Raw genomic sequence first — 23,434 nt, 5'->3', positions numbered from 1 at the left:
GGCGTGGCGCCCTTGCGCCGCGCCGCCATTGCGAATGAATCTCATTTCATGATGCCCCAGAAGCATCACCCCGCGCAATATTGCGAATAACTCGCATTTGCCTTTGCCCGTCGGGCTCGCTCTCGCCGTGCCCGCGCCGCAGCTATGCGACCAGCAGGTCCTCGTAGAACGCACCGATCGCGCGGTCCGGATGCGCGATCTGGATCTCCAGGATCCAGAGGCCCGGCACCGGCGTCGCGTCGAAGTCGCCGAGGTTGCCCGCCTTGTGCACGGCGTGCGGGTAGTCGCCCACACGGTGACCCTTCGTCGCGTGGTTGAGGCGCCAGCCCATCGCGCGCGCCTGGTCGTCGGCGAAGGCGTAGAGATCGGCGCCCGTCACGCCTTCGCGCCAGCGCCTTGCGGTGATGTCGAACAGGTCGCGTGCCGCCTGCGCGCAGGCCTTCATCTGTGGGTCGCGGCCCGTCACGAAGGTGTCGCCGACATCGCCCTCGTGGCCGTCGAACACCGGGCCTAGGTCGATGAAGAAGATATCGTCGTCACCCAGTCGCGTGTCCGGCGCCGAACGCTGGCGGAACGTCTTCAGCGTGTTCGGTCCGAACCGGATGATGCTCGGGTGCCAGATGCGCTGCATGCCGGCGGCGGCGAGCCGGTCCTTCGCGATCTCGCCCGCTTCGGGCTCGGTCATGCCGGGAAGAATGCGTGAGGCGATGTCGGTCAAGGCGGCCCACGAGCGTTCGCGCGCGGCGAGCATGCGCTCGCGGGAGAAGGAGGCACCGACGTTCTGGGCGGTCAAGGAAGGCATGATTCAATCCTGTGGATGCCCCATGGTAACGGCGGTTACGGCGGGCTGCCCACCATCGCCAGCGCCGCGCGCCGGCCGCTTTCGAGGATCCGCTCCGATAGTCGCGCGTCGCTCGTCGCGCGCGCCAGCTGCATCGTGCCGGCCATCAGGCCATAGAGCGACATCGCGCGTGACATCGCTTCGTCGGCCGGAAGGGCGGGCCACTGCGTGGCCGCGAGTTCCACGAACGCGAGCATCCCTTCGGTGTACGCGGTTCGCACATCGTCCGAATGCCGCGCGATTTCGGCGGCGAGCACCGTGGTGGGGCAGCCTCGGCCAGGGTTGTCCCGATGGCGGATGGAGAAATAGCTTTCGATCATCCCCTGCAACCCCTCGCCCGAGGCGATCCAGCGTCGCAGATAGGCCACGCGTTCGTCCATCGCCGCGGTCACCGCTTCCCGCGCGAGATCTTCCTTGGACGCGAAGTGGTTGTAGAACGCGCCGTTGGTGAGTCCCGACGCGGACATGAGCGACTTCACGCCCTCCGCTTCGATGCCGTGCTCCCGGAAACGCCGCGACGCCGTCTCGACGATGCGTTGCCGCGTCTGCTCCTTGTGCTCTTTGTCGTAACGCATGCCGGATCCTCTGTGCCGCAGGTCAGTGGGCGTCCGCGGAAGGGGCCTTCGGCGGCTGCACCTTGCGCATGAGCGGCACCATCACGGTGGCCACGACGAAGCAGAGCATGATCGCGTAGAACGCGTCGCTGTAGGTCATCGTCTGCGCCTCGCGGAACGTGAGTTGCCACAGCGACTTCAGCGCCGCCGTATAGGCGTCGGAGTCCGGAGCCAGACCGTCCAGCAACCGGTTCATCGGCTCGCTCGCGGGGGTGAGGTGTTCGGCCAGCCGGAAGAAGTGAAGATTGGTGCGGTCGTTGAGGATCGTCGCGCACGCCGCGATGCCCATGGCGCCGCCGAGATTGCGCATCAGGTTGAACAGGCCCGATGCCTGTTTCAATCGGGCCGGCGGCAGGCTGCCGAGCGTCAACGTCACGGTCGGCGCCACCGCGAACTGCTGGCCCATGCCGCGCAGCGCCTGTGGCAGCAGCAGCTGCGGCGCGCCCCAGTCGTGCGTGATCGGCGTGAACTCGAACATCGAGATCGTGAAAAGCAGCAACCCGAACATGAGCAACCAGCGCAGGTCGACGCGGTTTGCCAGCATCGAATACACCGGAATCGTGAGGATCTGGAAGATCCCGGTGGACAGCACCGCCTTGCCGATCTGCAGCGCGCTGTAGCCCTCGACGCGCCCGAGGAAGAGCGGCGTCAGGTAGATCGTGCCGAACAGGCCGATACCGGTGACGAACGAGAAGAAGCAGCCCAGCGCGAAATTGCGTTCGCCCAGGGCGCGCAGGTCCACCACCGGGTGCGCGGCGGTGAGGCCGCGCCAGACGAACAGCAGCCCCGCGACCAGGCTCGTCCAGGCGGTGGCTCGGATGGTGTCGTCCTCGAGCCAGTTCCAGCGCGGCCCTTCTTCGAGGGTGTATTCGAGGCAGCCCAGGAAGATGGCGATGAGCGCGATGCCGGCCCAGTCGCCCGTCTTCAGCAACGAGAGGTCCGGGTCGTCGATCTTCACCAGCATCGGAACGGCCACGGTGACGAACGCGCCCGGCACGAGGTTGATGAAGAACAGCCAGTGCCACGAATAGTTGTCGGTGATCCAGCCACCGAGCGTCGGGCCGAGCGTGGGCGCCAGCGAGGCGATCGCGCCGATGGTCGCCGCGGCGATCACGCGCTGCTTCCCCTCGAAGAACACGAAGGCCGTGGTGAACACCATCGGGATCATCGAGCCGCCGAGGAAGCCCTGCGCGGCACGGAACCAGATCATGCTCTGGATATCCCACGCCATGCCGCAGAGCAGGCTGGTCAGCGTGAAACCGGCCGCGGACGCCGCGAAGAGCCAGCGGGTCGAGAACACCCGGCTCAACCAGCCCGAGAGGGGAATGACCACGATCTCCGCGATGAGGTAGCTCGTCTGCACCCAGGCGGTGTCGTCGGCTCCCGCCGAAAGTCCGCCACCGATGTCGCGCAGCGAAGCCGAAACGATCTGGATGTCGAGCAGCGCGATGAACATGCCCAGGCACATCGACGCGAAGGCGAAGATCTTCTGCCCCGGCGACAGGTGCGCGACGGGACTCATGGCGCCCTGGTGTCGATGCGCGCCGTCACGGAAAGGCCCGGGCGGAGAAGGCCGAGGTCGCCATCGCTGCCGTCGAGCGTCACCCGGACGGGGACGCGCTGGACGATCTTGGTGAAGTTGCCGGTCGCGTTCTCCGGCGGCAGCACGCTGAACTGCGAACCGGTCGCGGGCGCGAGGCTGGTCACGTGGCCCTTGAGCACCTTGCCGGGCATGACGTCGGCGCGCACGTCGACACCCTGGCCGACGCGCATGCGTGCGAGCTGGTCTTCCTTGAAGTTCGCGTCCACCCATAGCCCGTGCGAGGGCACGACGACGAGCATCTGGCTCCCGGCCGTCACGTAGCTGCCGACGCGCGCACGCCGGTTTCCCACCACGCCGTCGACCGGCGCGCGCATTTCGGTATACGAGAGATTGAGTCGGGCGACGTCGGCCTCGGCGCGCGCCTGCGCCAGGGCCGCGAGCACCTGGCGCTTCTGGGTGTCGATCACGTCGAGTTGCTGCTGCGACGCATGCACCGCCGCGAGCGCGCGCTGCGTATCGGCACGCGCGGTCTGGAACGTGGCGGTCGCGCGCTGCGCGCTTTCCACGGACACGGCGGAACGCACGACGAGATCGCGATAGCGTTTGTCGTCCAGCTCGGAGCGTGTCGCCTCGGCCTGCGCCGCGTCGAGCCCCGCCCGTGCCTGGGCGATCTGGCTGTGCTGCAGGGTCACGGTCGCGTCGAGGTTGCGTAGCGCGGCCTCCTGCGCCGCCACCGCGGCGTCGGCCTTTTCCACGGCCGCGCGATAGTCGCGGTCGTCGAGCTTGACCAGCAGATCGCCCTTCTTCACATGCTGGTTATCGGCGACGGCGATCGTCTGCACGTAGCCGGACACCTTCGACCCGATGACCGTGATGTCGCCTCCGACGTACGCGTCATCGGTGTCCTCGATGTAGCGCCCGGTGGTCCACCAGTGGCCGGCGTAACACGCCACGGCCACGACGACCGCCGCCATGGCGATGATTTTCAACGGCTTTCTGCGCCCGGTGGCGGGGGCTGCGACTTCGGCGACGGTGGACACGGGGCACCTGGGACAAGATGAATTACGATCATACTTTTATGGATGATGCGCGTCATTTCAAGTGCCCTGGCCGAGGGCGCCTGTGGAAAGCGGGTACGCGCTCAACGCAGGTCGAGGAGCTGGCCGATGTCGCGCAGGGCCTTGAAGCGGCGGATCAGGTTCAGCGGCTTGCGTTTCAGCGTGCCGAATTCGCCGCGCTGGAAAGCCGCCACGGCGTCGAGCACGCGCTCGCTGGAACGACCGTCGCGGTAGGGATGGATGTCGTCGCCATGCGCGCGAATCGCCGCCATCAGTTCCGGTGGGTGCGACAGGGCGCGATCGATGGCGGCATCGACCTCGGCGGGTGTCGGGACGTCCAGCATGAAAGGCTGAGGTACGCGGTTGGCGATCGTGACGACCGGCTTGCCCATCACGGCGAACTCGTGGATCACGGACGAGGTATCGCATACCAGCACGTCGGCGGCCCGCTCCATCTCGACGAGCCGCTCGGACGTGAAGAAGCGCGCGTTCGGCGCTTCGAGTCCGCGGTACGCGTCGAACAACTCATCGGAGCACTTCGGATGGAGCGTGAGCAGCCACTGCCGGTCGCCTCGCGCGATCATCGCGCGCAACGGTTCGACCATCGCCGGCGCGCTGCTGAGCCGGTGGCTGAAGGTGGACGCGTACATCACGACGGGACGGCCATCGCGTGCGGGCATGTCGCTCGCGGCAGGCGCCGGGCCGAACAGCGGATCGAGCTTCGGCCAGCCGGTTTCGCGCACGGCGAAGTAACCGTGTTCGCGCGCCAGCTCGGCGAAGGGTGCCGTCGTCGACGGTCCCTGGGTGGCGTAGAGATCGAAGAAGCCGCGGATCGCGAAATGGCCGCGGTCGGGTTCGCGCTTCTGCGCGTTGAACCCGTGGAACACCTGGACCTTGATGCCGGGCAGCGCGGGCGACACCCAGTTGGCGGCGCAATAGACGGCCTCGGGTTTCATCGCGCGCGCGTCGCGCAGGCTGCGGATGCGACGTTCGTCGGGCGTGAGGCTCGCCGCCATGGCGGCCGGCACCACCCAGCCCACGTCGATGCCTCGCGCACGCGCGGCCGCCGCGAGCGGACGCAGGATGGGCAGGGCGTAGGTTTCGGTGGCGAACATCAGGCACGCGGCCAAGGGCGGCACTCCGCGGTGGGTGACGTGGCATTATGACGGCTCGCTACCCCTTCTTCCGCATCCCGATGACCCGACGGCCCATATCCCTCTGCGTGATCACCCAGAACGAGGCCGACCGCATCCGGGATTGCCTGCTTTCCGCCGCCCCGTTCTGCGACGACATGGTGGTGGTGGACGGTGGCTCGACCGACGACACCGTCGCCATCGCGGAGGCGGCGGGCGCGCGCGTCATCCATCGTCCCTTCGACGGCTTCCGCAGCCAGAAGGCGTTCGCCGTCGTGCAGGCGAAGAACGACTGGGTACTCTGCCTCGATGCCGACGAGCGTGTCGGCGCGGATCTTCGTGCCGCGATCGAGCAGGTCGCCGACGCCGGTTTCGGAGCGGCGGGCTACCGCTTCCACCGGCGCAACGACTTCTTCGGTCGATTCATGCGCCACGGCAACGCCGGCGCGGACAAGGTGCTGCGTCTGTTCGATCGCCGCCAGGGCGGCTGGCGCGGGCCGCGCGAGATCCACGAATCGGTGAGTCTCGATGGCGACGTACGCATGCTGCCGGGCTTCCTGGATCACTACCCGTACCGTTCGCTGTCCGAGCTGATGGCCAAGCAGGAACGCTACGCGCACATGATGGCCACCGAGGAGTTCGCCGCCGGCAAGCGCGCGACGCTCGGCCAGATCGTCGTCAGCCCGATGTGGCGCTTCTTTCGCGGCTACGTGCTGCGCGCGGGCTTCCTCGACGGCTGGCGCGGCATCGTCTATGCGTTGCTGCGCGTCGAGTACGTGCGCCGGAAGTACGTGAAGCTGTGGCTGTTGCAGCACGGCCAGAGGGCCTGACACCTCGCCGCGTCAGAGCCTGAGGATGCGCGCCGCCTCGTCGACGATGCCCCGCGCGATCTCCTCGGCCGGCAGCTCGCGCGCCATCGAGGCCGCCTGACCGGCCCAGAGTGGCTGGAAGTCACCGCGCCCCTGCGCTTCGGCGATCTTGCGCAGCGGCGCCAGCGGCCCGCCCGCGAGGGGGAACGGCAGGGCGTCGGGGGACATCGGCCCGACCTCCCGCATGATCCGGTTGACCACGCCGCGCGCCGGGCGCCCCGTGAGCACGTTGGTGATCGCGGTGTTGTCGTCGCGCGCGGTGCGCAGCGCCTGCCGGTGCACGTCGACGCTGGTAGATTCGTGCGAAAGCAGGAACGCGCTGCCGATCTGCACCGCCGACGCGCCGAGGCACAGCGCGGCCGCCATGCCGCGCCCGTCGCCGATGCCGCCCGCCGCGATCACCGGTACATGGAGCGCGTCGACCAGCTGCGGCACCAGGGCGAGCGTGCCCGGCTGCTCGGACATCTCGTCCGTGAGGAAATTGCCGCGGTGGCCGCCCGCCTCGTAGCCCTGCGCGATGATGGCATCGCAGCCGCGCTCCTCGAGCCAGCGGCCTTCGGCCACGGTGGTCGCCGACGAAAGCACGATGGCGCCGGTCGCCTTCACCCGGGCGAGCAGCGGTTCGTCCGGCAGCCCGAAGTGGAAACTCACGACCTCGGGCCGTACCGCCTCGACCATGGCGCACATCGCCTCGTCGAAAGGCGCCCGCCCGCCCGCCGGCGGGAGATCCGATGCCTCGATACCGAACTCGGCGTAGTACGGGGCCAGCCGTTCCCGCCACCGCGTGGCCTCCTCGGCGGTGGGCACCCGCGGCCGATGCGCGAAGAAATTGAGGTTGATCCGGGCACGCACCTTCGCCCGGAACACGGCGACCTCGGCGGTCGCCGTCTCGGTGCTTATCGACGAACAAGGAATCGCACCGAGACCGCCGGCACGTGCCACGCCGATGGCCATGTCCGATAGGCCCGAGCCCGCCATGGGCGCGAGGAGCAGCGGATGCTCGATCGCGAGCAGGTCGATGAGGCGGCGGTCGGTCCAGGCGTGCACGGCGATCTCACGATGGAAAGGAAGCGGGGACGGACCAAGGATAATCCCCGGACGGTCACCCCGCCGACAGCCTACCCCGGCACGGCCTCGCTTCGTCCCCGAACGATGTCGGTTCGCCCCCGCGCGCGCGACGGAAGACACGTCGCGGCGGAGGATGGACCCGAACCGACCGCCGAGGCACCCATGGACCGCCGCACCCTCCTCAAAGCCGCACTCGCCCTGCCCCTCCTCCCCTGGACGCTGAAAGCCGACGCGTTCGCCGCCCCACCGTTCGCCCGAGTCCGTCCCGGTGGCACCGGATGGCCATCGGCCGAGCAGTGGGAGGCGCTGAACCGCGAGGTCGGTGGCCGACTTTCGGTTCCGGCGTCGCCGTTTCTCGGCGACGCCACGACCCGCGCCGAAGCGCTCGCCCAGATCGGCAACGCCTTCTACATCGGTGACCAGCCGGCGCTCACGCAGACCAGCGGCTGGTTCGGCGCATGGGACTCACGGCCGAGCGCCTGGGCCCTGGCCGCGGAAAGCGCCGCCGACGTCGCGGCCGCCGTGCGCTTCGCCCGCCGGCATCGCGTGCGGCTGGTGGTGAAGGGCGGCGGCCATAGCTACCAGGGCACCTCGTGCGGTCCGGATTCCCTGCTGGTCTGGACGCGGCGGATGAACCGGGTCGAGTTGCACGACGCGTTCCTCCCCGCGGGCGCCCGACCGGGCACGGCGCCGCAACCCGCGGTGAGCCTCGGCGCGGGTGCGATGTGGATCGACGCGTACGACGCCGTGACCACCCACGGCGGCCGTTACGTCCAGGGCGGCGGCTGCACGACCGTCGGGGTGGCCGGGCTCGCCACCGGTGGCGGCTTCGGCAGCTTCTCCAAGCGCTTCGGCAGCGCCGCGTCGAACCTGCTCGAAGCGGAGCTCGTCACCGCCGACGGACGGATCCGGGTCGTCAACGCGTACAACGATCCCGATCTGTTCTGGTCGCTCAAGGGCGGCGGAGGCGGGAACGTCGGTGTCGTGACCCGCCTGACGCTGCGCACGCACGACCTGCCCGACCGCTTCGGCGGCCTCTCGGGCGAGATCGCGGCCGACTCGGACGCGTCCTTCCTCGCGCTCACGCACGAGGTGCTGCGCTTCTACCGGGAGACGCTGTGCAACCCGACCTGGGGCGAGCAACTCCGCTTCACCCACGACCGGCGGCTCGTCGTGTCCATGGTCTTCCAGGGCATCGACAAGGCCGCCGCCGAGGCGGCGTGGGCACCGTTCGTCGCCTGGGTGAACGCGCGTCCTGCGTACGCCGTGCGTCGTCCGCTTCGCGCGCTCGACGTGGAAGCCCGTCACTTCTGGGACGCCGCGTTCTTCCGCGAGCACGCGCCACAACTGATCGTGCCGGATGGGCGTCCGGGGGCACCGTCGTCGCACTTCGTCTGGAAGGGCGACCAGGACCAGATCGGCTGGTACATCCACGGCTACGCGTCCGCGTGGCTGCCTTCGGCGCTGCTGCGCGACGACGCCCTGCGCAGCCTCGCGACCGCCATCACCGAGGCCGCCGGACACTCCAGCGTCGAACTGCACGTCAACAAGGGCCTCTACGGCGCACCGCCCGACGCCATCGCCGCCTCCCGCGACACCGCCACGAATCCCGCCGTGCTCGACGCGTTCGCTCTCGCCATCGTGGGCCACAGCGGCGCGCCGAACTATCAAGGTTTACCGGGCGCGCACGTCGACGCCGCCGTGGCCCGTCGCGGGGCCGATGATGTGAATGCCGCTTATCGGCGCCTGCGCCGGGCCGCGCCACGCGCGGGGTCCTATGTATCGGAGAGCGACTATTTCCAAGCGGACTGGCAGGACGCCTTCTGGGGAACGAACTATGCCCGGCTGCTCGCGATCAAACGAAAGCACGACCCCGAGCGCGTGTTCGTCGTGCACCACGGGGTCGGAAGCGAAGGAGCCGACGCCTGATCGTGTGGGAGCGCACCTGGGCGCGACAGCTCTTCGCGAACAGTCACAGGGCCTAAAGCTTTCTGCAAAAAGCCATCGCGCCCAGGTGCGCTCCCACAGGAATCGCTGGATCGTCAGGCCAGCGGCGGCAGCTTGTCGATGATCTTGTCGAGCGTGACGGGGTAGTCGCGCACCCGCACGCCCGTCGCGTTGTAGACGGCATTCGCTACCGCCGCGCCGACACCGCAGATGCCCAGTTCGCCGACGCCCTTGGCCTTCATTGGCGAGGACGCCGGATCGGTCTCGTCGAGGAACACGACGTCCTGATGCGGGATGTCCGCGTGCACCGGCACCTCGTAGCCCGCGAGGTCGTGGTTGACGAAAAAGCCCAGCCGCTTGTCGACGACGAGTTCTTCCATCAACGCCGCGCCCGCGCCCATCGTCATGGCGCCGATCACCTGGCTCCGCGCGGTCTTGGGATTGAGGATGCGCCCCGCCGCGCACACGGCGAGCATGCGTTCGATCCGGATCTCGCCTGTCGCGGCGTCGACGCGTACCTCGACGAAGTGCGCGCCGAAGGTCGACTGCTGGAAACGCTTGGCGAGATCGCCGTATTCCATCGCGTCCTCGCCGACGAGTTCGCCGTCCGCCGCCGCCTTGGCAAGCGAAGTCCGCTTGCCGTCGGCCACCACCTCGCCGTTCTCGAACGACGCCTTCGACGGGTCGACGCCCACCTTCCGTGCGATCGCCTCGCGCAGCTTCATGCTCGCGGCATACACGCCCGCCGTCGAGCTGTTGCCGCCCCACTGCCCGCCCGAACCAGCCGACACCGGAAAGCTGGAATCACCGAGGCGCACGTCGACGCGGTCGACCGGCACGCCGAGCATCTCGGCGGCCGTCTGCGCGATGATCGTGTAACTGCCCGTGCCGATGTCCGTCATGTCGGTTTCGACCGTGATCCGGCCGTTTCGCTCGAGCCTCACGCGTGCCGCCGATTTCTGGACGAGGTTGTTGCGGAAGGCGGCCGCCACGCCCATGCCCTTCAGCCAACGGCCGTCGCGTGCGCTGCCCGGCCGCGCGACGCGCTTGTCCCAGCCGAACCGCTGCGCACCCGTGCGCAGGCACTCGACGAACCGGCGCTGCGAGAACGGCCGTTCGGGGTGCTCGGGATCGACCTGCGTGTCGTTGAGGATGCGGAACTCGACCGGGTCGATGCCGAGCTTCTCCGCCATCTCGTCCACGGCGATTTCCAGCGCCAGCAGCCCGGCCGCTTCACCCGGCGCGCGCATCGCGTTGCCTTCCGGAAGATCGAGCACGGCGAGGCGCGTCGCCGTCATGCGGTTCGCGCCGGCGTAGAGCAGGCGCGTCTGCTGCACGGCGGTCTCCGGTCCGCCGCCGGGCAGGTCGCCCGACCAGCTCTCGTGCGCGATCGCGTCGATCTTCCCGTCCTTCGACGCGCCGATGCGGATGCGCTGGATCGTCGCCGGGCGATGCGTCGTGTTGTTCATGATCAAGGGACGCTGCAGGGCGACCGCGACGGGACGGCCCGCCGCGCGCGCGCCGAGCGCCGCCAGAACGGCGTCCGCACGCACGAACAGCTTGCCGCCGAATCCGCCACCGATGTACGGCGAAACGAGACGTACGTTGTCCTTCGGAACGCCTAGCGTCTTGGCCACGTCGCCGCGGCTCCAGTCGACCATCTGGTTGGCCGTCCACAAGGTCAGCTTCTCGCCTTCCCATGCCGCGATGGTCGCGTGCGGCTCCATCATCGCGTGCGACTGGTCGGGCGTGGTGTACGTGGCGTCGAGCTTCACCGCCGACGCGGCGAACGCCGAAGCGAAGTCGCCCTTGACGCTGTCCGGATCGCCGTCCTTCGGTTTGATGGCCTTGTCCTTCTCCGACGCGAGATCGAACGCGCCGCCCGTCCGCGCATAGTCGACCTTGATCAGTTGTGCCGCCGCGCGTGCCTGCTCGAACGTCTCGGCGACGACGATCGCGACGGCCTGGTGATAGTGCTGGATGTCGGGACCGCCGAGCAGCTTCGCCGTGTTGTAGTCGCCCTTGCCGAGCTTGCCGGCGTTCTGCGCCGTGACCACGGCGAGCACACCGGGCGCGCGCTGCGCCTTGCTCGTGTCGATGGAAACGATCTTTCCCTTCGCGATGGCGGAACCCACCACGTAACCGTAGGCGTGGTTCGGGGCGACGTCGTGGCGCTCGTAGGCATAGCGCGCCGTGCCCGTGGTTTTCAGTGCGCCTTCGACGCGGTCGATGGGACGGCCGACGACCTTGAGCTGATCGATGGGGTTGGTGGTGGCGGGGGTATCGAACTTCATGCCTTCCGCTCCTTCGCTTCGGCAAGCGTCGCCGCGAGGGCGCGCTCCGTCAGGGTGACCTTGTAGGCGTTGTCATGCGTCGTCTGCGCGCCGGCGAGGAGCCTGGCCGAGGCGGCCTTCGCGCCCTTGGGCAGTTCGGCATCCGCCGCGTCGACCCGCCATGGCTTGTGCGCGATGCCACCGACGGCGACACGGCCCGTGCCGTCCGGCTGCGCGATCAGCGCGATCGACACCAGCGCGAACGCGTACGACGAGCGGTCGCGAACCTTATGATACAGCTGCGTGCCGCCGATCGGCTTCGGTAAAGTGACCGCGGTGATGAGCTCACCGCGTTCGAGCACCGTCTCGATGTGCGGCGTGTTGCCGGGCAACGTGTGGAAGTCCGCGATGGGAATACGACGCTTGCTCCCGTCGGGCTTCACCGTTTCGACCGTCGCGTCCAGGGCGCGCATCGCCACCGCCATGTCGCTGGGATGCGTCGCGATGCAGGCCTTGCTCACGCCGACGATCGCGTGCTGCCGGCTGGCGCCACCGATCGCGGCGCAGCCGCTACCGGGAAGGCGTTTGTTGCACGGCTGATTGGTGTCGTAGAAGTACGGACACCGGGTGCGCTGGAGCAGGTTGCCCGCCGTCGTCGCCTTGTTGCGCAACTGGCCCGACGCACCGGCGAGCAACGCGCGGGAAAGCAGCGGATAGTCGCGACGGATGCGCGCGTCGGCGGCGAGGTCGGTGTTGCGCACGAGCGCGCCGATGCGCACGCCGTCGCCGTCGGTCTCGATGGCGTCGAGCTTGAGGCCGTTGACGTCGATCAGGTACGCCGGCTCTTCGATACCGAGCTTCATCAGGTCGAGCAGGTTGGTGCCACCGGCGATGAACTTCGCACCGGGATGGCTGACCGCGCTCGCGGCGGCGGCCGCGGGTGTTTCCGCGCGCTCGTATTCGAAGGGCTTCATGCGGCACCTCCCGCTACATCGGCGATGGCGTCGTGGATGTTCGAGTACGCGCCGCAACGGCAGATGTTGCCGCTCATGCGCTCGCGCACCTCCATGCGGCTCAACGCGGCCTTCTTGCCGAGGTCGGCGGTCACGTGGCTGGGGATGTCGCGCTCGATTTCGTCGAGGACGGCCACGGCCGAGCAGATCTGGCCAGGCGTGCAGTAGCCGCACTGATAGCCGTCATGCTTCACGAACGCCGCCTGCATCGGGTGCATCTTCTCCGGGGTGCCCAGGCCTTCGATCGTCGTGATCTTCGAATCCTGGTGCATCACCGCGAGAGTGAGGCAGCTATTGATGCGTCGCCCGTCGACGATGACGGTGCAGGCGCCGCACTGGCCGTGGTCGCAGCCCTTCTTCGTGCCGGTGAGGTGCATGTGCTCGCGCAACGCGTCGAGCAGCGTGGTGCGCGTGTCGAGGTCGAGCGCCTGCGGCTTCCCGTTGACCTCCATGGCCACCTTCGCCATCACGGGGGGCGGCGCGGGCTCGGTCGCCGGCGCGGCGACGATGCGCGGGATCGCGAGGGCGCTCATCGAGACGGCGCCCAGCTTGAGCACGTCGCGACGCGTGAATTTCCAGTCGTTCGATAAGTCCATCGTGGAGACCTCGGCACTGTTGGGTTCGGCCTGGACAGGCGGGGCTGGTCTTGCCCGACGAGAGTAGGCCATGCCATGTGTGCAGAGGTCGCCACGATGCCGAAGAAATCATGTCGATTCCTTCATGTGCCGGCGTTATGTATGCCACGTGATAGCGGCAGCGATGGGCGCCTCAGCGGCCGAACTGGTCGATGATCGCCTCCGCGATCTCGGCCGCGTGGGTCTCCAGCGCGAAGTGCCCCGTATCGAGCAACCGCACGACGGCGTCGGGCATGTCGCGCTCGTAGGCTTCGGCGCCCGCCGGGAGGAAGAACGGGTCGTGCTTGCCCCAGATCGCCAGGAACGGGGGTTTGTGCTCACGGAAGTACTTCTGGAACGTCGGATAGAGAGCGACGTTGGTGCGGTAGTCGCCGAAGAGGTCGAGCTGGATTTCGTCGGCTCCCGGGCGCGCAAGGTAATGGTTGTCCAGCGCGATTCCGTCCGGGGACACGAGCGATTCGTCCGCGACGCCGTGCACGTACTGCCAGCGCGTCGTCTCCGGCTTGAGCATGTCGCGGAGCACGCTGCGGTTCTCGGGCGTCGGATCCTGCCAGTAGGCCTGGATCGGGTTCCACGCGTCGCTGAGTCCTTCGAGGTACGCGTTGCCATTCTGCGAAACGATGCCGGTGATCCGTTCGGGATGGCGACTGGCGATGCGGAATCCCGTGGGCGCGCCGTAGTCGAACACGTAGAGCGCGAAGCGATCGAACCCCACGGTGATGGTGAAGCGGTCGATGACATCGGCGAGGTTGTCGAACGTATAGGCGAACGTGTCCCGCGACGGCATGTCCGACTGGCCGAAGCCGGGAAGATCGGGCGCGACGATGTGGAAGCGCTCGGCCAGGAGGGGGATGAGGTCGCGGAACATGTGACCCGAGCTCGGGTAACCATGCAGCAGCAGGAGCTTCGGCGCGCCGGGGCGACCGGCTTCGCGATAGAAGATGTTGAACCCGTCGACGTCGGCGGTGCGGTAATGGATGACGGCCATGGGAGATTCCTCGGGATGGGGGTCACTGAGCGACCGCCGCCCCTAACCGGACAGCGGTTGTTTTTCAGGTTATGGGTGCCTACGTAACTTGTCAACATGCGTTTTGAAGGTTACTGTCCGCCCATGCTCCCGGATGCCTTGCCCATGACCCGCTCCGCTCCCGCCCTGTTCGTCGCCGACGCGCCGGGGCTCGATTTCCTCAATTCGATCGCCACGCCCGTAGACGCTCCCGTCGACTGGATCGCGGACGGCGACGGGCTCGTCGACTGGCTTGCCCAGGCGGGATGGGTACCGGCAGAGGTGCTCGCGGACCTGCGAGAACGGGCGATGCCGGGCGAGCTCGATCGGCTCGCCGACCAGGCGCGCAGCCTTCGCGACTGGTTCGCCGCGTTCGTGCGGGCCCACATGGGGCGCCCCCTGGCGCCGGAGGTCCTGAGCGATCTCGAGCCACTGAACCGGTTACTGTCGCGCGACGATGGGTTCATCGAGGTCACCGCCGGCGACGGCGGGCTCGCGTTCGTCCGGCGACGCCGCTGGTCGTCGCCCGCGTCGTTGCTCCTGCCGATCGGCGAGGCGATGGCGCGTCTGGTAACGGGCGAGGACTTCTCGCACGTGAAGGCCTGCGAAGGGCCGTCGTGCACGCTGCTGTTCGCCGATCACACACGCGGCCGCGCGCGGCGCTGGTGCAGCATGGCGTCCTGCGGCAACCGGGCGAAACAAGCCGCGCATCGCGAGCGGGTCAAGGCAAGGGGCTGAGCCACAGCGGTCTTGTCCAAGGCGCCGGGCGAACCGATATCGCAACATGGAACCCACCGCCGAGGCCGCCATGTCCCCCGCTCCCATCGTCTTCGCCTGTCCCCATTGCGCCTCGATGAACCGCGTCGCCGCCGAACGGCTGGGCGAAGGTCCAAAGTGCGGCCGCTGCCACCAGCCCTTGTTCACCGGTCACCCTGTCGCGCTGAAGACCGATGTCTTCGATGCCTATGCGACGCGCGGCGAGCTGCCGCTGGTGGTGGACTTCTGGGCGACCTGGTGCGGCCCCTGCGTGGCCATGGCGCCGCAGTTCGAAGCCGCGGCAAGGCAGCTCGAGCCGCGCGTGCGCCTGGCCAAGGTCGATTCGGACGCGGAGCCTGCGTTGTCGGCGCGCTTCGGGATCCGCAGCATCCCCACGATGATCCTCTTCGCGGGCGGGCGCGAAGTCGCACGCCAGTCGGGCGCCGTCTCCACCTCGCAGATCGTCGGATGGGTCAGGGCTAACCTCCCCTAGGCCGGCGTGCCGCGCGTGTGCGCCGGAACCTCCATCACGAAGCGGCAGCCCCAGCCTTCCTGGCGTTCCGCGAGGCGGAGCATGCCGCCATGCGCCTGCACGATCGTCTGCGAAATGGGCAGGCCCATGCCCATGCCGTCCGGCTTGGTGGTGTGAAAGCGCTGGAAGAGCCGCGCCTCGTCGCACGTGGGGACGCCCGGTCCCGTGTCCTCCATCCACAGTTCGACCCAGCCACCCGCCGTGAGTCGCGTGGTGACGCGCAGGCGCCGCACGGCGCTCAGCGCGCTCGTCATCGCCTGGATGGCGTTGAGCGCGAGGTTGATGAACACCTGCTGCAACTGGACGGCGTCCCCCAGCACCATCGGGGACGTTGGGTCGAGCCGGGTCTCGACCTGAACGTCGCGACGGAGGAACTCGTGGTGGAGGAAGCGACAGCCGTCCTGCACCAGCGCGTTGAGCGCGATGGGGCGCATCAGGGGCTCGGCCCGGCGCGCCATGCGGCGGATCCGCCCGACGACGTCGGCGGCCCGCGCCGTCTGTTCCGCCGTCGACCGCGCGAGCGCACGAAGTTCGTCGAGATCGGGCTCGTCCAGTTCCAGCCATCGCAGCATCGCTTCGCTGGTGAGCGCGATCGTGGACAGCGGCTGGCTCACTTCGTGCGCGATCGACGTGGTGAGCTGGCCTAGCACGGTCACGCGCGCGGCATGGGCGAGTTCGGCCTGGACGCGCGCCAGCTCGCGCTCGGCGACGAGGCGCGCGCCGACGTCGACGAGGACGGAGATGGTCGAGTACGGACGGGATGCCACCGCGCCATAGGCCGACGAAACGAGGCAGTCGATGGTCGTTCCGTCGACACGCAGCATCCGTGTCTCGGCTTCGTGCGTCGGCTTGCCATCGAACCGCGCCTCGATGAACTGGCGGTACACGTGCGGCGACGGCGACCAGTAACCGATGAGCGGGATGCAGGCATCGGCAAACGTGGGAGCCCGCATCAGCGTGAGGAAGTGCTCGTTCGTCGCCACGACGCGGGTTCGCTCCAGCGCCGCCAGGACGAACGCCGGGTGCGCGTCGATGTAGGACCGGATGTCGACGACCCCGTCCTTCCTGAGTTCGTCCAGCATCGCGTGGAGCTCCGTGCAATCGAGCTCCACGATCGCCGCGGGTGTGGCATCGAACAGCTCGCGGAAGCGTTGCGCCTCCAGCGCATCCGCGCAACCGTCGCCCGACGGGCGCGCATTCGTCGTCATCGTTCTCCATCCCGTGCATCGGTTCGTGCGGGCGGCGTGCCGTCGAGCGACGGCACCGGTCGGACGGCGCCTTCCACGCGCCCGCGATCTGGATCGTGCCGTGTCCCGGTCCGGCGGTTCTTGCACACTGGCGTCGGATTGGCGATTTCAAGCACGTCGTGCGGCGCCAATGTGACGAAGGTCCGCTCTGCGCTTTACGGGACCATTCGGCGGTAAGCTGGTCAGGCTATACGACCTCTTCACGGACCGACGGTCATAGAGGCCGCGAATCCGGACATTTCCGGCCGCCGCAAGCTGGAATGGCCGCCATCACGGCCGCACCTCTCCCGCTCCCACCACGATCAGAGCCTGTTCCATGCGTCGCGTCGGACTCCTCGTCTACCCCGATTTCCAGATCATGTGCTTCGCCGCGCTGTCGGTGTTCGAGGTGGCGAACAAGGAAGCGGGCGCCCGCCTGTACGACATCGAGTTGCTCTCCGAGTCGCCCGGCACCGTGCGCTCGTCGATGGGACAGGCGATCTCGTGCGCGCCGCTGCGCGCGGACGCGCTGGATACCCTGATGATCGGCGTGGGCATGGAGATTCCGGAGACGTCGCCCACGGTCAGCGCGTTCCTCGTCGACGCCGCCCGCACCACGCGCCGCCTGGCCTCGATCTGTCTCGGCAGCTTCGTGCTGGGGGACGCCGGGCTGCTCGACGGCCGCAAGGCGACGACGCACTGGAATTTCGGCGACGAGATGCGCCGCCGGTACCCGGCGTGCCAGGTGGAGCTCGACCGCATCTACGTCAAGGACGGCCCGATCTGGTCGTCCGCCGGCATGTCGGCCGGCACGGACCTCGCCCTCGGGCTGGTGGAAGAGGATCACGGCCGCGATCTCGCGCGGCACATCGCGCGCGGCATGGTGATGCATCACCGCCGTGGCGGCGGCCAGTCGCAGCATTCGACGCTGCTCGACCTCGACGCCCGCAGCGACCGGGTGCAGACGGTGCTGGCCTACGCGCGGCGCAACCTGCGCCGGCCGCTGTCGCTGCCGGAACTCGCCGGCGTCGCGAATCTGAGTCCCCGCCAGTTCACCCGTCTGTTCCGCGGCGAAACGGGACACACGCCTGCCCGCGCGATCGCGATGCTGCGCCTGGAACAGGCGCGCGCGATGCTCGAACAGGGAAGCCTCGCGGTCGAGACCGTTGCCCGCGACAGCGGCTTCGGCGATACCGAGCGCATGCGCCGCGCGTTCATCCGCCTGGTCGGCGAGACGCCCTTGCGCCTGCGCCGGCGCGCGAAGGAGCAGGACGACGCGCCCGCCACGAAGGAGCGTGAATCCCGGCGCTGACGAGCGTCGGCATCGTCAGCTCGCGCGCGTCGCCGCCACGGGTGGAACGTTCGAGGCGCGGCGCGCCGGCGCGAGCACCGCGGCCTGGCCGAGAACGAGCACCGCGACGATGCCCACCGCGATCCACGCCAGCGGCAGGCGCGCCATGTCGAACTCGCGCATCAGGCAGAAGTTCACGCCGACCGCCAGCACGGTGCCGAGCGCCGCGCCGCCGCTCGCGATGGCGAGGTTCTCCATCTGGAAGTAGAGGAGGATGTCGACCTTGCGTGCGCCGAGCGCCCGTCGCACGCCGATCTGCCGGTGCCGCTGCCCGACCCAGAAGCTGGTGAGCCCGACGATGCCGGCGGCCGTGACGCCGATGAGGATCAGGCACACGGCCCCCATGAGGATCGCCATGCTGAGGTCGGCCTGGTAGGCCTCGCCGCGAATCGCCGCGAAGCTCTTCAGGCCATTGTCCTCATCCAGGATGCGCATCGGGTTCGTCCGGTAGAGCACGCCCGGCGTCGCCTTCATCGCGGCGTCGAGCCTTCCGGGCTTCGCGCGCACGACGTATCGGGCGAAAAGGTTGTCCAGCCGCGCGGGAATCACGACGGTCGCCCAGGGCACCTTCCTCACCACGGCGGGAGACTGGAGACGGTCGAGCACGCCGACGATCGTCGACGGCTTCGTCGCGCCGTCGATGTAGAGCGGCTTGCCGAGGGCGCTCTCGCCGGGAAACAGTTTCTGCGCGAGCTGCTTCGAGATCACCGTCACGCCGGACGGCGCCGGGTCCTTCGGACCGATGTGCGCGACCTCGTCCGCGCGGAAGAAGCGCCCCTCGGCGAGCTTCGCGCCCAGAACGGCGAGCGCCTGCTCGTCCATGTAGTAGTAAGAGACCAGCGCCGTGCCGTTACTCGACCCGTCGTACTCGCCGTGGCCGGGATTCACGCTCACCGCGCCCGTCCATGAGCTGTTGTACAGAGGCAGCGAGTTCGCCGGCGTGACGGCCGCGACGTCCGGCATGTTGCGCAGCGCGGCGAGATCCTCGCGCTGGAGGGCATCCAGCTTCTCGACGCTGGCCGGGTCCTCGACGTTGTCGACACCCACCCATTGCTGGCTGACGACGAACACGTCGCTTTCGTCCATGCCGCTCGGGCGGCCGATGATCTGCACGCGCTGACCGATGATGAAGATCGCATTGCACACGATCGCCAGCGTGAGTGCGATCTGCAGGGCGATCAGCACCACGCCCGCCTTGTGCCGACGAAGCGCCGCGAAGATGGGATGCAGCCTCATGGACGACTCCTCAGTTCGACTTCAGTTGCCACGCCGGCTGCACCTGCGATGCGCGTAGCGTGGGATAGAGGGCGGCGAGGATCGTCGAGGCGACAGCCACCGCGAGGGTCAGCAGTAGCAGCGGCATGTCCAGCCGCGCCAGCGCGGCGATGTGCCGGGGCAGCAGCCATCCCATGGCGAGCACGCCCAGGCCCGTCAGAACGAGGCCGAGCACGCCGCCGGCGAGGCCGACGATGCCCGCTTCGGTGAGGAACTGGGCATAGATCGCCCTTCGCGGCGCCCCGAGCGCGCGACGGATACCGATCTCCCCGCTGCGGCGGAGGAACTTCGCAAGCAACAGCCCGACGGTGTTCACGAGGCAGACGACCAGCAACCCGATGGCGACGATCAGGGAGATCTTCGTGTCGCGCGGCGCGACTTCCTCGGACACGAGAAAGGTGGGGATGTCGCTCAGGCGTACGTTCGGCGGCCAGTTGAAGCGGCCGGCTTGCTGCTGTTCGCCGGCGTAGTCGTGGAGGTAACGGCGGAACGATGCGACCGCGGCCGCGTCGTCGAGCTGGAGCATATAGGGCACCCACACGCAGGAAGACTTCTTCAGGCCCTCGAAGCCCGTGTCCTTCGGCACGACATAGCAGCTGTTGCTGCCGTCGCGCGTCACCGCCGCGTCGATGGCACGGTCGAAGGGAATGAAGATGTCGTCCCGGTCCGTCGAGAATCCGTTGCTGTTGTAGATGTCGTAGTAACGCGGCTGCGGATTCCAGTCGCCCAGGACGCCCACCACGCGATAATCCTTGCCGGCGATCCGTATCGTCCTGCCGACGCTGTCCTGGCCGGCGAAGAGCTTGCGGTTCAGCCGTTCGCTGATGACGGCGACCGCGGCACGGCGGCGGTCGTCGTCGGTTGTCCATCCGGCGCCATGCGCGAACGGGGCCTCGACCATCGGGAAGAACTCGCTCGACACGGCGTGGCCGGTGACGTTGACCGGATGCTCGCCGGCTCGGGTCGGCATGATCGCCGGAGCGATCATGTACAGCGGCGATTGCAGCTTCGCGCGATGATCGCGCATCAGCGCCATGGCGTCGGTATAAGTCAGCGCCTGTTGCAGGTCGGCGACCTCGCGCCCCTTGCGTGGCCCCCACGCGTCGATCTGCGGCACGAACAGCCGCGACGACTTCCACGGAATGGGATCGCCCGATACGGCACGGAAGACGGAATACGTCGTCATCGACGCCGCCACGCCGAAACCGATGGCGAACACCATCAGCACGGTAAGGCCCCGGCTGCGCTTCAGGCTGCGCACGGCCAGTTCCAGGTAATAGCCGAACATGCAACGCTCCGTTCGATCGGTGAATCCACCTGCCACCCGCACACCCCGCGGGATCCTCCGCGTCGCGCGGCCGGAGCATGGCTCTGCACGCAGCGTGCCAACCCGATCGCGGCCCGGCACGGCGGTCGGCCTGCGCCATGTCGACTGTCCGCGGACAAACCTGTCCGGACAGGGCCCCTTGCACGGACACCCGATGACTTCCGGCCGATACCCCGGATCGCGGCGACGTTCTACTGTCCTGCGAACCCAGGGGAGATCACGCCATGTCGTCGCACCTTCGCCCGCTCGTCCTCGCACTGCCCATGTTCCTGCTCGCTCCCGCCGCGTTCGCCGCCGCGCCGAGCGCGGAGGAAGCGGCCCGCCGTTATTTCCAGGCGGAGAATACGTTCGATCAGAAGGCGCTGGCCGATGTGCTGCATCCTCGCTTCGTGGAAGTCAGCCCCCTGGGCGAGGTCGACGCGCACGATGCCGTGCTGTCGTTCTACGCACCCGAGAAGAAGGCCCCGGCGCCCGTCGTGAAGGTCGGCGACATCGCCACGCAAAGTGACGGCACCACCGCGGCGATGACGACCCGGGTCAGCTTCGACGCATCCGGCCGGACGATGCAGCTCACCGTCGGCCTGGTCGCCGTACAGGACAAGGACGGCTGGCGGCTGCTTTCCGCCCAGTACACGCCTTACCGGCCCAAACCGACCAGCCACTGACGAGCGGCCGCCACCTCAAGAATTTGACGAATCTGCCGAAATCCTCAGAACGACCGCTTCCGCCGGTCGGCAGGTCCTGGCAGGTTCACCATGCTCGCAAGCAGCTACAGCGGCATCCTCGTCGTGTTCTCGTTGATCGTGGCCGTACTGGCGTCCTACACGGCGCTGAACATGGCCGGCCGCGTCGCCAGCACCCGCGGGCGCGCGTCTGCGCTCTGGCTCGTGGGCGGCTCCGTCGCCATGGGCTTCGGCATCTGGTCCATGCACTTCGTCGGGATGCTGGCCTTCCGCCTGCCGATCCAGGTGGGCTACGACCTGGGCCTGACCGTCCTGTCGCTCGTGATCGCCATCGTCTCCTCGGCCTTCGCGTTGTGGCTGGTCTGCCTGAAGGAACTGCCGCGCCGCCGCCTCGCGGGGGGTGCCCTGCTGCTGGGCGCAGGCATCGCCGCCATGCACTACACGGGCATGGCGGCGATGAAGATGGAGCCGGGGGTGATCTACGACCCCTGGCTCTTCGCCGCGTCGATCGTGATCGCCGTGATCGCCTCCGGTGCCGCGTTGTGGATCGCGTTCCGCCTGCGCCGCGACGGCGAGCGCGTCGCGTTCGCCCGCCTCGGTGCGTCGCTCGTGATGGGCTGCGCCATCGTCGGCATGCACTACACCGGCATGGCGGCCTCGCAGTTTCCGCTGGGCAGCTGGTGCGGCGCGGCCAACACCGGCATCGATCCCAAGTGGCTGGCCGTGGTGGTGATCCTCGTCAGCCTGGCGGTCTTCGCGATCGCGCTCGTGGTATCGCTTCTCGACGTCCGCGCCGACGCGCTTGCCACGTCGCTCGATCGCGCCAACAGCGAGCTCGTGCAACTTGCCCTCCACGACAACCTGACCCGCCTGCCGAATCGTGTCCTGCTGGGCGACCGCATGGACCAGGCCATCCAGAAGGCTTCGAGGGAACGGACCCCGCTCGCCGTGCTGTTCATCGACCTCGATGGATTCAAGGCGGTGAACGACGTCTACGGCCACCACATCGGCGACCTGCTGCTGAAACAGGTATCCGCGCGCATCCTCGCCACGCAGACCGACGAGGGAACGGTCGCACGCCTTGGCGGCGACGAGTTCGTCATGGTGCTGGACGTCGCGCGTCCCGAGGATGCCGCGCTTCACGCGCAGCGCCTGGTGGACTCGCTCATGGCGTCATACGACATCGACGGCAACACGGTGCACGTCTCCGCCAGCGTCGGCATCGCGATCTATCCGGAGAACGGCCGCACGACGCACGAACTGATGGTCAACGCCGACGCGGCGATGTACCACGCGAAGGAGCAGGGCCGGAACGGCTACTGCTTCTTCGAAAGCGCGATGAACGCCAACGTGCACCAGCAGCTCCAGCTGCAGCAGGACCTGCGCCGGGCCGTGGACCGCGGCGAGTTCCTGCTGCATTACCAGCCGAAGCTCGTCTCGCCGAAGGGCCCGATGGTCGGCGTCGAGGCCTTGCTGCGCTGGCAGAAGCCCGGTGTCGGCCTGATGCCGCCCGACGCGTTCCTCTCGGTGGCCGAGCGCACGGGGCTGATCGTCCCCATCGGCAACTGGGTGATCGACGAAGCCTGCCGCCAGATGCGCGAATGGCAGGCCGAAGGCCACGCGGACTGGACGGTCTCGGTGAACCTTTCCACGGTGCAGCTCACGCACGCGGGTCTCGTCGACGTGCTGAAGGAGACCCTCGCCCGACATGCCCTGGATCCGCGCCACCTCGTGCTCGAGGTCACCGAATCCACGGCCATGCGCGACGCGGAGGCGAGCCTCGCCATCCTCAACCAGGTCGCCGCCCTCGGCGTCGGCATTTCCATCGACGACTTCGGCACGGGCTATTCGAGCCTGCTCTACCTCAAGCAGCTCCCGGCCGACGAACTGAAGATCGACCGTGGCTTCATCACCGAACTCACGCACGGCAACGACGACGAAGCGATCGTCGCCGCGATCATCGGGCTGGGAAAGACGCTCGGCCTGAAGATCGTCGCCGAAGGCGTCGAAACGATCGAGCAGCAGGAGCTGCTCACGCGCCTGGGCTGCAACGCCCTGCAAGGCTACCTCCTCGGCAGCCCCGTCCCCGCGCACCAGCTGGTGCGGAGCGCCGCGGCACTGGCCTGATGTCACGCACGCTCCCTGTGCTGTGGGAGCGGACCCGGCCGCGACAGCCTCTCGACCCGGTCCCCGATCTGGCGCGCAAGCTTCACCACTGGCGCGAAGAGCTGTCGCGGCCAGGGCCGCTCCTACGACGCGCTGTGGGAGCGGACCCGGCCGCGAC

At 68.4% G+C, this 23,434-nt stretch carries 20 protein-coding genes; 7 read left to right on the top strand and 13 right to left on the bottom strand.

The features are described from left to right. Window positions 1–142 precede the first annotated feature (142 nt). From BMW54_RS16390 to BMW54_RS16370, 5 genes are all read right to left on the bottom strand, one after another. Window positions 143–802 (bottom strand): M24 family metallopeptidase, encoded by a 660-nt coding sequence (locus tag BMW54_RS16390; RefSeq protein WP_090058184.1) that lies wholly within the window; start codon window positions 800–802, stop codon window positions 143–145. A 35-nt stretch (window positions 803–837) separates the two neighbouring features. Next, window positions 838–1,416: a TetR/AcrR family transcriptional regulator gene (locus tag BMW54_RS16385; protein WP_090058182.1), complete on the bottom strand. Its 579-nt coding sequence runs from the start codon at window positions 1,414–1,416 to the stop codon at window positions 838–840. A 22-nt stretch (window positions 1,417–1,438) separates the two neighbouring features. Beyond that, window positions 1,439–2,977, bottom strand: a complete 1,539-nt coding sequence (locus tag BMW54_RS16380) for a DHA2 family efflux MFS transporter permease subunit (RefSeq protein ID WP_090058180.1) — start codon at window positions 2,975–2,977, stop codon at window positions 1,439–1,441. Then, the gene (locus tag BMW54_RS16375; protein ID WP_254779413.1) at window positions 2,974–3,987 is read right to left on the bottom strand and encodes an HlyD family secretion protein; all 1,014 of its coding nucleotides are present in this window, start codon (window positions 3,985–3,987) and stop codon (window positions 2,974–2,976) included. The genes BMW54_RS16380 and BMW54_RS16375 overlap by 4 nt, the downstream gene beginning before the upstream one ends. A 152-nt stretch (window positions 3,988–4,139) precedes the next feature. Beyond that, the gene (locus tag BMW54_RS16370; RefSeq protein WP_090058178.1) at window positions 4,140–5,171 is read right to left on the bottom strand and encodes a CDP-glycerol glycerophosphotransferase family protein; all 1,032 of its coding nucleotides are present in this window, start codon (window positions 5,169–5,171) and stop codon (window positions 4,140–4,142) included. A 47-nt stretch (window positions 5,172–5,218) separates the two neighbouring features. Between BMW54_RS16370 and BMW54_RS16365 the strand changes: the two genes are divergently transcribed. Continuing rightward, complete coding sequence (locus tag BMW54_RS16365) at window positions 5,219–6,019, top strand: glycosyltransferase family 2 protein (RefSeq protein WP_175472896.1); 801 nt, start codon at window positions 5,219–5,221, stop codon at window positions 6,017–6,019. 12 nt (window positions 6,020–6,031) lie between these two features. Here the strand turns inward: BMW54_RS16365 and BMW54_RS16360 are convergent, their stop codons facing one another. Further along, window positions 6,032–7,105: an NAD(P)H-dependent flavin oxidoreductase gene (locus BMW54_RS16360; protein WP_090058175.1), complete on the bottom strand. Its 1,074-nt coding sequence runs from the start codon at window positions 7,103–7,105 to the stop codon at window positions 6,032–6,034. Window positions 7,106–7,288: 183 nt separating this feature from the next. Between BMW54_RS16360 and BMW54_RS16355 the strand changes: the two genes are divergently transcribed. After that, window positions 7,289–9,055 carry an FAD-binding oxidoreductase gene (locus BMW54_RS16355; RefSeq protein WP_090058172.1) on the top strand — a complete coding sequence of 589 codons (1,767 nt, stop codon included), beginning with the start codon at window positions 7,289–7,291 and terminating at the stop codon, window positions 9,053–9,055. Between the two features lie 113 nt (window positions 9,056–9,168). On the opposite strand, the gene paoC is transcribed toward BMW54_RS16355, so the two are convergent. The 4 genes from paoC to BMW54_RS16335 form a co-directional block, all read right to left on the bottom strand. Next, complete coding sequence (paoC, locus tag BMW54_RS16350) at window positions 9,169–11,367, bottom strand: aldehyde oxidoreductase molybdenum-binding subunit PaoC (protein WP_090058170.1); 2,199 nt, start codon at window positions 11,365–11,367, stop codon at window positions 9,169–9,171. Further along, window positions 11,364–12,320, bottom strand: coding sequence for an FAD binding domain-containing protein (locus tag BMW54_RS16345; RefSeq protein ID WP_090058167.1), 957 nt, complete (start codon window positions 12,318–12,320; stop codon window positions 11,364–11,366). Before BMW54_RS16345 ends, paoC begins: the two co-directional genes overlap by 4 nt. Further along, the gene (paoA, locus tag BMW54_RS16340; RefSeq protein WP_090058164.1) at window positions 12,317–12,955 is read right to left on the bottom strand and encodes an aldehyde dehydrogenase iron-sulfur subunit PaoA; all 639 of its coding nucleotides are present in this window, start codon (window positions 12,953–12,955) and stop codon (window positions 12,317–12,319) included. The genes BMW54_RS16345 and paoA overlap by 4 nt, the downstream gene beginning before the upstream one ends. Window positions 12,956–13,127: 172 nt before the next feature. Continuing rightward, complete coding sequence (locus tag BMW54_RS16335) at window positions 13,128–13,982, bottom strand: alpha/beta fold hydrolase (RefSeq protein WP_090058163.1); 855 nt, start codon at window positions 13,980–13,982, stop codon at window positions 13,128–13,130. 144 nt (window positions 13,983–14,126) lie between these two features. On the opposite strand from BMW54_RS16335, the gene BMW54_RS16330 reads away from it, so the two are divergent. Together BMW54_RS16330 and trxC are read left to right on the top strand one after the other, a co-directional pair. Continuing rightward, the gene (locus BMW54_RS16330; protein WP_090058160.1) at window positions 14,127–14,738 is read left to right on the top strand and encodes a CGNR zinc finger domain-containing protein; all 612 of its coding nucleotides are present in this window, start codon (window positions 14,127–14,129) and stop codon (window positions 14,736–14,738) included. 70 nt (window positions 14,739–14,808) lie between these two features. Then, a complete protein-coding gene (gene trxC, locus BMW54_RS16325; protein ID WP_090058487.1) occupies window positions 14,809–15,249 on the top strand; it encodes a thioredoxin TrxC in 441 nt (146 codons plus the stop codon). Here trxC and BMW54_RS16320 read toward each other — a convergent pair. Beyond that, window positions 15,246–16,496 (bottom strand): sensor histidine kinase, encoded by a 1,251-nt coding sequence (locus tag BMW54_RS16320; RefSeq protein ID WP_090058157.1) that lies wholly within the window; start codon window positions 16,494–16,496, stop codon window positions 15,246–15,248. The two genes, trxC and BMW54_RS16320, sit on opposite strands and share 4 nt — an antisense overlap. Window positions 16,497–16,851: 355 nt before the next feature. On the opposite strand from BMW54_RS16320, the gene BMW54_RS16315 reads away from it, so the two are divergent. Next, window positions 16,852–17,826: a GlxA family transcriptional regulator gene (locus tag BMW54_RS16315; RefSeq protein ID WP_090058155.1), complete on the top strand. Its 975-nt coding sequence runs from the start codon at window positions 16,852–16,854 to the stop codon at window positions 17,824–17,826. Between the two features lie 15 nt (window positions 17,827–17,841). Here BMW54_RS16315 and BMW54_RS16310 read toward each other — a convergent pair whose 3' ends face one another. After that, complete coding sequence (locus BMW54_RS16310; protein ID WP_090058152.1) at window positions 17,842–19,101, bottom strand: ABC transporter permease; 1,260 nt, start codon at window positions 19,099–19,101, stop codon at window positions 17,842–17,844. Between the two features lie 10 nt (window positions 19,102–19,111). Continuing rightward, window positions 19,112–20,428 carry an ABC transporter permease gene (locus BMW54_RS16305; protein WP_090058150.1) on the bottom strand — a complete coding sequence of 439 codons (1,317 nt, stop codon included), beginning with the start codon at window positions 20,426–20,428 and terminating at the stop codon, window positions 19,112–19,114. 263 nt (window positions 20,429–20,691) lie between these two features. Here BMW54_RS16305 and BMW54_RS16300 point away from each other — a divergent pair, with 263 nt between their 5' ends. Both BMW54_RS16300 and BMW54_RS16295 read left to right on the top strand, forming a co-directional pair. After that, window positions 20,692–21,132 carry a nuclear transport factor 2 family protein gene (locus BMW54_RS16300; protein WP_090058147.1) on the top strand — a complete coding sequence of 147 codons (441 nt, stop codon included), beginning with the start codon at window positions 20,692–20,694 and terminating at the stop codon, window positions 21,130–21,132. 90 nt (window positions 21,133–21,222) lie between these two features. Beyond that, window positions 21,223–23,277 carry a putative bifunctional diguanylate cyclase/phosphodiesterase gene (locus BMW54_RS16295; RefSeq protein WP_090058145.1) on the top strand — a complete coding sequence of 685 codons (2,055 nt, stop codon included), beginning with the start codon at window positions 21,223–21,225 and terminating at the stop codon, window positions 23,275–23,277. The last annotated feature ends 157 nt before the right edge of the window (window positions 23,278–23,434 follow it).

Origin of the sequence: Luteibacter sp. 329MFSha, assembly GCF_900111665.1 — a bacterium.
GTDB lineage: Bacteria > Pseudomonadota > Gammaproteobacteria > Xanthomonadales > Rhodanobacteraceae > Luteibacter.
Note: the sequence above shows the minus strand (reverse complement) of the source record. Positions and strands in the feature narration are given on the sequence as shown.